This window comes from Pseudomonas sp. B6002 (assembly GCF_013385985.1).
Classification (GTDB): Bacteria; Pseudomonadota; Gammaproteobacteria; order Pseudomonadales; family Pseudomonadaceae; genus Aquipseudomonas.
On sequence record NZ_JACAOY010000023.1, the window covers coordinates 55,158 to 67,732 of the forward strand.

At 58.5% G+C, this 12,575-nt stretch carries 9 protein-coding genes; 1 reads left to right on the plus strand and 8 read right to left on the minus strand.

Annotation, left to right across the window (positions count from 1 at the left end):
* Positions 1–25: 25 nt before the first annotated feature.
* The 7 genes from greA to grpE all read right to left on the minus strand — a co-directional run bounded on the left by greA (position 26) and on the right by grpE (position 10,061).
* The gene (gene greA, locus HX792_RS24080; protein ID WP_017139258.1) at positions 26–502 is read right to left on the minus strand and encodes a transcription elongation factor GreA; all 477 of its coding nucleotides are present in this window, start codon (positions 500–502) and stop codon (positions 26–28) included.
* Positions 499–3,720: a carbamoyl-phosphate synthase large subunit gene (gene carB / locus HX792_RS24085; protein ID WP_176998429.1), complete on the minus strand. Its 3,222-nt coding sequence runs from the start codon at positions 3,718–3,720 to the stop codon at positions 499–501. Before carB ends, greA begins: the two co-directional genes overlap by 4 nt.
* A 105-nt stretch (positions 3,721–3,825) precedes the next feature.
* Positions 3,826–4,962, minus strand: a complete 1,137-nt coding sequence (gene carA / locus HX792_RS24090) for a glutamine-hydrolyzing carbamoyl-phosphate synthase small subunit (protein ID WP_038843802.1) — start codon at positions 4,960–4,962, stop codon at positions 3,826–3,828.
* Between the two features lie 259 nt (positions 4,963–5,221).
* The gene (gene dapB, locus HX792_RS24095) at positions 5,222–6,028 is read right to left on the minus strand and encodes a 4-hydroxy-tetrahydrodipicolinate reductase (protein WP_176998430.1); all 807 of its coding nucleotides are present in this window, start codon (positions 6,026–6,028) and stop codon (positions 5,222–5,224) included.
* A gap of 10 nt (positions 6,029–6,038) precedes the next feature.
* Positions 6,039–7,163, minus strand: coding sequence for a molecular chaperone DnaJ (gene dnaJ / locus HX792_RS24100; RefSeq protein WP_176998431.1), 1,125 nt, complete (start codon positions 7,161–7,163; stop codon positions 6,039–6,041).
* Between the two features lie 318 nt (positions 7,164–7,481).
* Positions 7,482–9,398: a molecular chaperone DnaK gene (dnaK, locus tag HX792_RS24105; RefSeq protein WP_176998432.1), complete on the minus strand. Its 1,917-nt coding sequence runs from the start codon at positions 9,396–9,398 to the stop codon at positions 7,482–7,484.
* A gap of 102 nt (positions 9,399–9,500) precedes the next feature.
* Positions 9,501–10,061: a nucleotide exchange factor GrpE gene (grpE, locus tag HX792_RS24110; protein WP_016976812.1), complete on the minus strand. Its 561-nt coding sequence runs from the start codon at positions 10,059–10,061 to the stop codon at positions 9,501–9,503.
* A gap of 254 nt (positions 10,062–10,315) precedes the next feature.
* On the opposite strand from grpE, the gene recN reads away from it, so the two are divergent.
* Entirely contained in the window at positions 10,316–11,989 is a 1,674-nt protein-coding gene (gene recN, locus HX792_RS24115; protein ID WP_176998433.1) for a DNA repair protein RecN, read from the plus strand.
* Between the two features lie 87 nt (positions 11,990–12,076).
* Here recN and fur read toward each other — a convergent pair whose 3' ends face one another.
* Positions 12,077–12,481, minus strand: a complete 405-nt coding sequence (fur, locus tag HX792_RS24120) for a ferric iron uptake transcriptional regulator (protein WP_083360362.1) — start codon at positions 12,479–12,481, stop codon at positions 12,077–12,079.
* Positions 12,482–12,575 lie beyond the last annotated feature (94 nt).

The window sequence follows — 12,575 nt, forward strand, 5'->3', positions numbered from 1 at the left end:
GCCCGCACGAAGCGGGCGCCGCCTTTCAGACGTGACGAACTTCAACAATCTCGTACTCGGTCACGCCGCCAGGCGTCTTGACGGTCACCACATCACCCTCTTCCTTGGCAATCAAGGCGCGGGCCAGTGGCGAACCGACGGAGATTTTGCCGAGTTTAAAGTCAGCTTCGTCTTCGCCCACGATGTGGTAAACCACGCTTTCGTCAGTTTCAACGTTGGCGATTTCCACGGTCGTACCGAAAATCACCTTACCGGTCTTCGGAATCGTCGTCACGTCGATGACCACCGAGTTCTGCAGACGGCCTTCGATGTCACGGATACGCGCTTCGACCATACCTTGCTGCTCGCGAGCAGCGTGGTATTCGGCGTTTTCCTTGAGGTCACCCAGCTCGCGGGCCGTACCGATGTCCTGGCTCAGCTTTGGACGTACGACCTTGGTCAGATGGGCGTGCTCCTCTTCCAGGGCCTTGAAGCCCTGGACGGTCATTGGGTATTTGGTCATGCCTTCAATCCTGCGTGTAGATCCTGCAAGCGACGCACGGTCTTTTCCGGACCGAACTTGAGCGCTTCGCAGATGGCTTCGCCAGCAGCAATGGTGGTGGTGCAGTAGATCTTGTGCTGCAAGGCGTTACGACGGATGGAGTACGAGTCCGCGATCGACTGGCGACCTTCGGTGGTGTTGATGATCAGAGTGACTTCGTCATTCTTGATCATGTCGACCACGTGCGGACGGCCTTCCGTCACCTTGTTCACGCGACGCACTTTCAGGCCGGCAGCTTCGATCAGCTTGGCGGTCCCGGCGGTGGCCACGACTTCGAAGCCCAAGTTGATCAGATCACGGGCCACACCTGCAACCAGCGGCTTGTCATCGTCACGCACGCTGATGAAGGCCGTGCCGCCAGTCGGCAGCACTTCGCTGGCGCCCATCTGGGCCTTGGCGAACGCTTCACCGAAGGTATCACCCACCCCCATCACTTCACCGGTGGACTTCATCTCTGGGCCCAGGATCGGGTCCACACCCGGGAATTTGGCGAATGGGAATACCGCCTCTTTCACGCTGTAGAAGTTAGGAATGATTTCCTTGGTGAAGCCGATTTCCTTCAGGGTCTTACCGGCCATCACGCGAGCAGCGATCATGGCCAGGGACACACCGATGCACTTGGAAACAAACGGCACGGTACGCGAAGCACGTGGGTTGACTTCGATGACGTAGATGTCTTCGCCTTGCAGCGCCAACTGTACATTCATCAGGCCGACCACGCCCAATTCCAGGGCCATTTTCTTGACCTGGTCGCGCATCACGTCCTGGATGTGCGCCGGCAGCGAGTACGGTGGCAGCGAGCACGCGGAGTCACCGGAGTGAACACCCGCCTGTTCGATATGCTGCATGATCGCGCCGATCACCACGTCGGTGCCGTCACAAACTGCGTCCACGTCCATCTCGATGGCGCAGTTGAGGAAGTGGTCCAGCAGCACCGGGCTGTCGTTGGACACTTTCACCGCGTCGCGCAGGTAACGCTTGAGCTCTTCTTCTTCGTAGACGATTTCCATCGCACGACCGCCCAGTACGTAGGACGGACGCACCACCAGCGGGTAGCCGATCTTGCTGGCTGCACGGATGGCTTCGTCTTCGCTGCGCACGGTGGCGTTTGGCGGCTGACGCAGGTTCAGGCGCTCAACCATCTGCTGGAAGCGCTCACGGTCTTCGGCACGGTCGATGGCGTCAGGGCTGGTGCCGATGATCGGCACGCCAGCGGCTTCCAGGGCGCGAGCCAATTTCAGCGGAGTTTGGCCGCCGTACTGGACGATTACGCCTTTTGGCTTCTCGACGCGCACGATTTCCAGTACGTCTTCCAGGGTCACTGGCTCGAAGTACAGGCGATCGGAGGTGTCGTAGTCGGTGGAAACGGTTTCCGGGTTGCAGTTGACCATGATGGTCTCGTACCCGTCTTCGCGCAGTGCGAGGGCGGCGTGTACGCAGCAGTAGTCAAACTCGATACCTTGGCCGATACGGTTAGGACCGCCACCCAGGATCATGATCTTGTCGCGACCCGACGGCGCTGCTTCGCACTCTTCCTCGTAGGTGGAGTACAGGTAGGCGGTGTCGGTGGAGAACTCGGCGGCGCAAGTGTCAACGCGCTTGTAGACCGGGAAGATCTCCAGCTTGTGGCGATGGGTACGCAGGTTCTTCTCGGTCACACCCAGCAACTTGGCCAGACGCTGGTCGGAGAAGCCTTTGCGCTTGAGGCGGAACATCATGTCGCGGTCGATGCTGGCCAGACCCAGGGTCTTGACCTTCTCTTCTTCCTTGATCAGATCTTCGATCTGCACCAGGAACCACGGATCGATCATGTTCATGCCGAAGATGTCTTCGACGGTCATGCCCGCACGGAAGGCGTCAGCGACATACCAGATACGCTCGGCGCCCGGCACGGTCAGCTCGCGCTTGAGCACGCTCATGCTTTCCGGGTTGGCCAGGTCGAGTTTCTCGTCCAGGCCGCAAACGCCCACTTCCAGGCCACGCAGGGCTTTCTGCAGGGATTCCTGGAAGGTACGGCCGATGGCCATGACTTCACCCACCGACTTCATTTGAGTGGTCAGGCGGGCGTCAGCCTTGGCGAATTTCTCGAAGGCAAAACGTGGCAGCTTGGTGACGACGTAGTCGATGGACGGCTCGAAGGACGCCGGGGTCTTGCCACCGGTGATGTCGTTCGACAGCTCGTCCAGGGTGTAACCCACCGCCAGCTTGGCTGCGACCTTGGCGATCGGGAAGCCAGTGGCTTTCGAAGCCAGGGCCGACGAACGGGAAACCCGTGGGTTCATCTCGATCACGACCATACGGCCGGTGTTCGGGCAAATACCGAACTGGACGTTGGAACCGCCGGTTTCCACGCCGATCTCGCGCAGCACCGCCAGGGAGGCGTTACGCAGGATCTGGTATTCCTTGTCAGTCAGGGTCTGCGCTGGAGCCACGGTGATGGAGTCACCAGTGTGCACACCCATCGGGTCGAAGTTTTCGATGGAGCAGACGATGATGCAGTTGTCCTTCTTATCGCGGACAACCTCCATCTCGTACTCTTTCCAGCCGATCAGGGATTCGTCGATCAGCAGCTCTTTGGTCGGCGACAGGTCCAGGCCACGGGCGCAGATTTCTTCGAACTCTTCACGGTTGTAAGCGATACCGCCACCGGTGCCGCCCATGGTGAAGGACGGACGGATAATGCACGGGAAGCCCAGGGTCTCGAGGACCGCGTTGGCTTCTTCCATGCTGTGGGCGATACCGGAACGCGGGCACGCCAGGCCGATGGACTTCATGGCCTTGTCGAAACGCGAACGGTCTTCAGCCTTGTCGATGGTGTCGGCGTTGGCACCGATCATCTCTACGCCGAACTTTTCCAGGACGCCTTCGCGCTCCAGGTCCAGGGCGCAGTTCAGAGCAGTCTGGCCGCCCATGGTTGGCAGCAATGCGTCCGGACGCTCTTTCTCGATGATCTTGGCAACGGTCTGCCACTTGATCGGCTCGATGTAGGTGGCGTCGGCCATGGCCGGGTCGGTCATGATGGTGGCCGGGTTGGAGTTCACCAGGATGACGCGGTAGCCCTCTTCGCGCAGGGCTTTACAGGCCTGGGCGCCGGAGTAGTCGAATTCGCAGGCCTGGCCGATCACGATCGGGCCAGCGCCGAGAATCAGGATGCTTTTTATGTCTGTACGTTTTGGCATGGGTTTGTCACTCAAATCCGCAGGTCAGTCGGCAAGCCGTCTTGAACAATCTTTGAAGAGCCTGCGGGGGCCACCGATGCTCGGGGCCGCCCGCAGACCACTTACTCAGCGTCGCTTGGCCATCTCATTGATGAAACGGTCGAACAGCGGCGCTACGTCGTTCGGGCCCGGGCTTGCTTCAGGGTGGCCCTGGAAGCTGAACGCGCTCTTGTCGGTGCGCTCGATGCCTTGCAGGGAGCCGTCGAACAGCGACTTGTGAATCGCACGAACGTTGCTCGGCAAGGTCGCTTCATCTACCGCAAAACCGTGGTTCTGGCTGGTGATCATCACAACGCCGGTATCCAGGTCCTGCACAGGGTGGTTGGCACCGTGGTGGCCGTGGCCCATTTTCAGGGTCTTGGCGCCGGAAGCCAGGGCCAGCAGTTGGTGACCAAGGCAGATGCCGAATACCGGAATCTCGGTTTCCAGTACGTCCTTGATGGCCTGGATGGCGTAGTCGCATGGCTCAGGATCGCCTGGGCCGTTAGACAGGAACACGCCGTCTGGCTGCAGAGCGAGTACGTCGCTGGCTGGGGTCTGCGCTGGCACTACGGTCACGCGGCAACCGCGCTCGACCAGCATGCGCAGGATGTTGTACTTGACGCCGTAGTCGTAGGCCACCACGTGGTAAGGCAGGTCTGCGGCTTCGATGGTCGCGTGGCTGTCGGTTTTCAAGTCCCAGACAGTGGAGCGCCACTCATACTTCTCTTTAACGCTGACAACTTTCGCCAGGTCCATGCCTTTCAGGCCAGGGAAACCTTGCGCTGCGGCGATCGCCGCCTCTTCGGAGATATTGTCACCGACCATGATGCAGCCGTTCTGCGAACCTTTTTCACGCAGGATGCGCGTGAGGCGGCGCGTATCGATACCAGCGATCGCCACAACGTTGTTGGCTTTCAGGTAATCGGACAGCGACATCGTGTTACGCCAGTTGCTCGCAACCAGTGGCAGGTCACGAATCACCAGACCGGCCGACCAGACACGATCAGACTCGACGTCTTCCGGTGTAGTACCGGTGTTGCCGATGTGCGGATAGGTCAGGGTAACGATCTGCTGGGCGTAGGAAGGATCGGTAAGGATTTCCTGATAGCCGGTCATGGCAGTGTTAAACACTACCTCTCCAACGGTTTGACCGTCGGCTCCAATGGCTTCGCCGCGAAAAATGCTGCCATCAGCAAGGGCGAGTATGGCTGGCTTAGTCAAGAAGACCTCCCGTAAATAAAGCCTGAAAGGGCGATCGCAGGTTGTAAAAAAGCGGAGTGACGTATGGACACGTCACCCCGCTTGTTCACTGAATTATTCTGCGCGCTTTTAGTGGACACACTAAAGCTGTAGCTTACAGAAAAAGGCTTTTTTGGTCCACCGCTAATGAGCCTTAAAGGCAGGGGAATGCGACAGGACGTCGCTTAGCGGGTAAAAACGGGGCCTAAGCATAAGCTTGAGGCCCCGTTTTAGCTACTGATTAGTGCAGATCCAGCACATCGCGCATGTCGTACAGGCCAGGCTCGCGACCCTCCAGCCAAAGCGCGGCACGGACCGCCCCCTTGGCAAAGGTCATACGACTGGAAGCCTTGTGCGTGATCTCCAGTCGCTCACCTTCTGTGGCGAACAACACGGTGTGATCACCCACCACATCGCCACCGCGCACGGTCGCAAAGCCAATAGTGTCACGCGCACGCGCACCGGTATGACCTTCACGACCATACACCGCCACCTTTGACAGGTCGCGACCCAACGCATCGGCAATCGCCTCACCCATGCGCAGCGCAGTGCCCGACGGCGCATCGATCTTGTGACGGTGATGAGTCTCGATGATCTCGATATCCGCCTCATCACCCAGCACGCGAGCTGCCAGATCCAGCAACTTGAGCGACAGGTTCACACCCACGCTGAAGTTGGCCGCAAAGACGACAGGAATATCCTTGCCCGCCTCCACCAGCAACTGCTTCTGCTCAACCGTCAATCCGGTAGTACCGATCACCATGGCCTTGCCCGCCTTGCGGCAGAACGCCAGGTTTTTCAGCATCACCTCCGGCAAAGTGAAGTCGATCAGCACGTCGAACTCATCAGCCACCTGCTCCAGGTTGCCCGACAGCGAAACACCGATGCGCCCCAGCGAAGCCAGCTCACCCGCGTCCGCGCCGATCAACGTGCTGCCAGGGCGAACGATCGCCGCCGTCAGCCCGGAGGCCGGCGAGCGCTGCTGCACTGCCTCGACCAGCGTCTTGCCCATGCGCCCTGCAGCGCCCATCACGGCTATACGTCGCATACTCAATTCCTTACAGGTCGCCGAAGAAGCGCTTCACGCCATCGAAAAAGCCCGCGGTTTTCGGCGAGTGGGAGTCATCACCCTCCATCGAACCACGGAACTCTTCAAGCAGTTCGCGCTGACGACGATTCAGGTTGACCGGCGTTTCTACCGCCACGCGGCACATCAGGTCACCAGCACCGCCACCCCGCACCGGCGCAACGCCTTTACCACGAATGCGGAACTGCTTGCCGGTCTGGGTGCCTTCCGGAATCTTGAGCTTGACCCGACCATCCAGCGTCGGAATCTCCAGCTCGCCACCCAGGGCCGCATCGACAAAGCTGATCGGCACTTCGCAGAACAGGTGCTTGCCATCGCGCTGGAAGATCGAGTGCTCGCGCACATTGATCACCACATACAGGTCGCCCGTCGGGCCACCCTGGGTGCCCGCCTCGCCTTCACCCGACAGGCGAATGCGGTCACCGGTATCCACGCCCGCAGGCACTTTCACCGACAGCGTCTTGTACTCTTCTACGCGGCCTTCGCCGTGGCAGGAATCGCACGGATCGGAAATGATCTTGCCTTGGCCATGGCAACGCGGGCAGGTCTGCTGCACCGAGAAGAAGCCCTGCTGCATGCGCACCTGGCCGATACCGCCACACGTAGGGCAGGTGATCGGCGACGAGCCCTTCTTGGCACCCGAGCCATCACACGGCTTGCAGTTGATCAGTGTCGGCACACGGATATTGACGCTGGTGCCGCGCACGGCTTCTTCCAGGTTGAGTTCCAGAGTGTAGCGCAAGTCGCTGCCACGCTGGGCACCGCCACGCTGACCACCCCGGCCACCACCGAAAAAGTCGCTGAATACGTCGCCGAAAATATCGGAGAAGTTCTGACCACCAAAACCGGCACCGCCGCCACCCATGCTCGGGTCGACACCGGCGTGGCCATACTGATCGTAGGCCGCACGCTTGTTGGGATCAGACAGGCATTCGTAGGCCTCATTGGCCTCTTTGAACATTTCTTCGGATTCTTTGCTGTCCGGATTACGGTCCGGGTGGTGCTTCATCGCCAGGCGACGGTAAGCCTTCTTCAGGTCCGCCTCGCTGGAGCCGCGCTCCACACCCAACACTTCGTAATAGTCACGCTTTGCCATAAGTCTTTGCACTCTTAAGGACGTTCAGCCAGACCCTCCTGAGCCTTGCCAAACTCGTTGAGCCCCAATACAGGCCCGGACCCAACTCACGTCAATTCAACGATCCTGGTCATTACTACTTTTTAGCCAGGGACCCGGCCAAAAGTGCGGTATTTACTGCTCGGAAAGCAGGAGCATTCCCGATCACACCGCCAGCATCCGCACGTTGTCGCATGCTGTAAAAATTCGCATACCCCAGACACGCCAACGCGGGAGCAAGCTCCCGCGCGGCGACATCCTACCAGTCACCGCTTGATAGCGGTCAACCGGGCGACCAACTTACTTCTGGTCTTTGACTTCTTCGAACTCGGCATCGACAACGTCGTCGTGCTTGGCTTCAGGTTCTGCGTGCTGTGCAGCGCCTTCTGCCGGCTGGCCTTGCTCGGCGTACATCTTCTGAGCGACTGGCGCGGAGACTTTCGACAGTTCCTCAACCTTGGCTTCGATGGCAGCCTTGTCGTCGCCTTTGATAGCGGCTTCCAGGGCAACCACGGCAGCTTCGATCGCGGTCTTCTCTTCGGCAGTCACTTTGTCGCCAGCATCAGCGACCATTTTGCGCGTCGAGTGAACCAGGGCATCACCTTGGTTACGTGCACCGGCCAGCTCTGCGAACTTGGCGTCTGCATCGGCGTTGGCTTCAGCATCACGAATCATCTGTTGAATTTCTTCATCAGACAGACCGGAGTTGGCCTTGATGGTGATCTTCTGCTCTTTGCCAGTGGCCTTGTCCTTGGCACCTACGTGCAGGATGCCGTTGGCGTCGATGTCGAAGGTCACTTCGATCTGTGGCACACCACGTGGCGCTGGTGGAATCTCGGCCAGGTCGAACTTGCCCAGGGACTTGTTCTGAGCAGCCTGCTTACGCTCACCTTGCAGCACGTGAATGGTCACAGCGCCCTGGTTGTCGTCGGCAGTCGAGAACACTTGCGATTTCTTGGTAGGAATCGTGGTGTTTTTCTCGATCAGCGCAGTCATTACGCCACCCATGGTTTCGATACCCAGGGTCAGCGGGCTCACGTCCAGCAGCAGCACGTCTTTTACGTCACCGGCCAATACCGCGCCCTGGATGGCAGCACCCATGGCAACCGCTTCGTCCGGGTTCACGTCTTTACGTGCTTCCTTGCCGAAGAACTCGGTCACTTTCTGCTGTACCAGTGGCATACGGGTCTGACCGCCCACCAGAATCACGTCGTTGATGGAACCAACGTCGATACCGGCGTCTTTCAGCGCGATGCGGCAAGGTTCGATGGTGCGCTGAACCAGGTCTTCAACCAGTGCTTCCAACTTGGCGCGAGAGATCTTCACGTTCAAGTGCTTAGGACCGGTGGCATCTGCAGTGATGTACGGCAGGTTCACGTCGGTCGACATGCTCGAGGACAGCTCGATCTTGGCCTTCTCGGCAGCTTCTTTCAGACGCTGCATGGCCAGCGGATCACCCTTGAGGTTCATGCCGCTTTCTTTCTTGAATTCGTCAACGAGGTAGTCGATCAGACGAATGTCAAAGTCTTCACCACCCAGGAAGGTGTCACCGTTGGTGGCCAACACTTCGAACTGGTGCTCGCCGTCAACTTCAGCGATCTCGATGACCGACACGTCGAACGTACCGCCACCCAGGTCATAAACGATCACAGTGTGGTCGCCTTTGGCCTTGTCCATACCGTAAGCCAGAGCAGCTGCGGTGGGTTCGTTGATGATACGTTTTACGTCCAGGCCCGCGATGCGGCCGGCGTCTTTGGTCGCCTGGCGCTGGCTGTCGTTGAAGTAGGCCGGAACGGTGATCACCGCTTCGGTCACTGTTTCACCGAGGTAGTCTTCAGCCGTCTTCTTCATCTTTTTCAAGACTTCAGCCGAGATCTGCGGAGCAGACATCTTGTTGCCATTGACTTCAACCCAAGCGTCACCGTTGTCAGCCTTGGCGATTTTGTAAGGCACCATCTTGATGTCTTTCTGTACGACTTCTTCGTCGAACTTACGGCCGATCAGACGTTTTACCGCGTACAGGGTGTTGTGCGGGTTGGTCACAGCCTGGCGCTTGGCCGACTGACCAACCAGGATCTCGCCGTCATTTGCGTAAGCAATGATCGACGGCGTAGTACGCGCGCCTTCGGCGTTTTCGATAACTTTGGCTTTGCCGTTTTCCATGACGGAGACGCAGGAGTTGGTGGTCCCCAGGTCGATACCGATAATTTTGCCCATTATTTACTCTCCCGAAACTTGAATTTGGTTGCCGCAGCAGTGGTGGCTAACTGCGGTAGCACTTAAACGCTTGACTTATAGATGGGGGCCTTGCGGCGTATTTCAAGCCTGCTCATCAATAGAAGGCGAAACCGGTGCAGGAGCCTTGCTCACTACAACCATCGCCGGGCGCAGCAAGCGACCATTGAGCAGGTAACCCTTCTGGAACGTTTTGAGCACGCTGTTCGGCTCCAGGTCATGGCTTTCCTGCATGGCCATGGCCTGGTGATGCTCAGCGTTGAACGGCTCGCCGCCTTGTGGATCGATCGCTTCCAGCTGATAACGCTTCAGGGTGTCCTGGAACATTTTCAGGGTCAGTTCGATCCCTTCGCGCATCGGACGGATGTTTTCGTCGTCAGGGTTGGACAATTCAAGGCCACGCTCCAGGCTGTCGATGATCGGCAGCAAGTCATTGGCGAATTTTTCCAGCGCGAACTTGTGAGCCTTTTCTACATCCTGCTCGGCACGGCGGCGGACGTTCTGCAGATCAGCGGCAACACGCAAAGACTGATCCTGCGCAGCGGCCAATTGCTCTTCAAGCACTTGCACGCGGGTTGCCAGCTCATCGCCGACAGCCGAATTGGCGTCTGGAGTTTGCGTATCCTGCGTCTGTTCGTCAGCCATAGTTTTCTCCTTTCAAAATCATGCGCGAACTCGACTCGCGCTTCTGTTCCGGTATATGGGGCCACAATTTCCAGGTTCAAGGGTGCAGGCGTTACCAAAAGTCTTTCAGGTGCTCTGGATCAATTCCCGCGCTGTCATTCCTCGTCGCACTAAAAAACCAGGCCACTCAAGCAAATCGAGCTAAGCATCAGGATTGTCAGCCCCGAACAAAACACTGTATAAATAACCAGACCTAACACCTGGGAGCGGTCTTCATGCTCGTGCACCTGTCTGTACATAACTACGCCATCGTTGAACACCTGGATCTCGAACTGGATCGCGGGATGAGCGTAATCACAGGCGAGACCGGCGCCGGCAAGTCGATCATGCTCGATGCCCTGGGCCTTACCCTCGGCGACCGCGCCGACAGCGGCGTTGTGCGCCCTGGCGCCGACAAAGCCGATATCCTGGCCACGTTTGACCTGGCGGACATTCCCGAGGCAGAAGCCTGGCTGGCAGAACGCGACCTGAATATCGAAGGCCCTTGCATCCTGCGCCGGGTCATCACCGCTGAAGGGCGCTCTCGCGGCTACATCAATGGCACGCCCTGCCCCCTGGGCGACTTGAAATCCCTGGGTGAGCTGCTGATCGATATTCACAGCCAGCACGAACACCAATCCCTACTAAAGACCGATACGCATCGCCGACTACTCGACGAGTACGCGGGCGCCACCGACCTTGCCCGGCAAGTGCAACTTGCTGCACAACGTTGGCGCCAGACTCGCCAGGAACTGGAGCGCCTTTCCAATTCCGGAGACGAGCAACGCGCCCGGCACCAACTACTGAGTTATCAGCTTGAAGAGCTCGAAAGCCTGGGGCTTGGCGAGACCGAACTTGAACAGCTGGAACAGGAACACAAAAACCTGACCAACGCTGAAACCCTGCTAGGTATTTGCCGCCAGGTCGTGGAACAGTGCAGCGAGAGTGATTCCGGCAACGTGCTCAATGCGCTGACCGCCAGCCTCAACCGCCTGTCCAGCGTCAACAGCGCGTCCGGCTCCCTGAGCGAAGCCACCACGTTGCTGACCAGCGCACAGATCCAGGTCGAGGAAGCCGTGGGCGAACTCAACCGCTTCCTGGACCACTTCGACGCTGACCCTGCGCGATTGCAGGAAATCGAAGAGCGCCTGGACACCATCTATACCCTGGCGCGCAAACATCGAATCCAGCCCACCGAAGTCGCAGCCATGCAGCAGAAACTGCTGGATGAAATCGAGACCCTCAACGCTAACGATGAGTCCATCGAACGACTGGGCGAAGAGCTCGCCTCCTTTGCACGCCACTATCAAGAAAAAGCCCGCGAACTGAGCGACCTGCGCCAGCAGGCGGCTAACAGCCTGGCCAGCGCAGTGGAAGCGGAGATCCAGCGACTGGGCATGCCGGGCGGGCGGTTCACCATTGAACTGCGCGCCAACGCCAGCAGCGAACTGCAACCTCATGGCCTGGAGCAAGTTGAGCTGCTGGTCAGCGCCAACCCTGGGCAACCGCTCAAGGCATTGGCAAAAGTCGCCTCTGGCGGTGAGCTGTCGCGTATCAGCCTGGCGATTCAGGTGATTACCGCCCAGACCTCACGCGTCCCCACACTGGTGTTCGATGAAGTGGACGTGGGTATCGGTGGGCCGACGGCAGAGATTGTTGGCCAGTTGTTGCGTCGCCTGGGTGATCGCGGCCAGGTGCTCACGGTAACGCACTTGCCGCAAGTGGCCGCCCAAGGGCATCAACATCTGTTTGTGCATAAATTACGGGGAAGCGACGCGACGCACACCGCCGTGTCGAAGCTGAACAAGTCGGAACGCGTGGAAGAAGTGGCACGAATGCTTGGGGGTATCGACCTGACCAAGGAGTCCCTGGCCCACGCGAAGAAAATGGTCGTGGCCGCCAAGGCTTAAACTGGCATTTTCCTCTCTTCTATAGAAAGCACGAAGGCGACCTCTGGGTCGCCTTCGATCATTGCGCAGAGCAAATCTGCATCTTTTTTACTTTTTCTTACGGATGTACAGCACCAGGTTGTGGTCCACCAAATCGAATCCATGCTCCTCAGCAATTTGGTGCTGGAGCTTCTCGATTTCCGGGCTGGTGAACTCGATAACCTCGTTGGTATCCAGGTCAACCATGTGGTCGTGATGACCACCGTCAGCCAGTTCGAACACTGCATGACCGCCGTCGAAATTATGACGAACCACCAGTCCTGCGGCTTCAAACTGGGTCAGCACACGGTAAACCGTGGCCAGGCCAACGTCCTCGTTAGACTCCATCAGTGCCTTGTAAACATCTTCGGCACTCATGTGGCGCTGCTCAGCAGAATCGAGCATTTGTAGAATCTTGACTCGCGGCAGAGTCACTTTGAGACCGGCTTTGCGTAGTTCGCTATTTTCAACCATGGTTAGCTTTCTCGCGGATGCTGCTTCGCAGCTTCTCTTAATACGGGTATGATCGGCGTTTACGTTGTCCCAGCCAAGATAGTGGAAGTCGCCC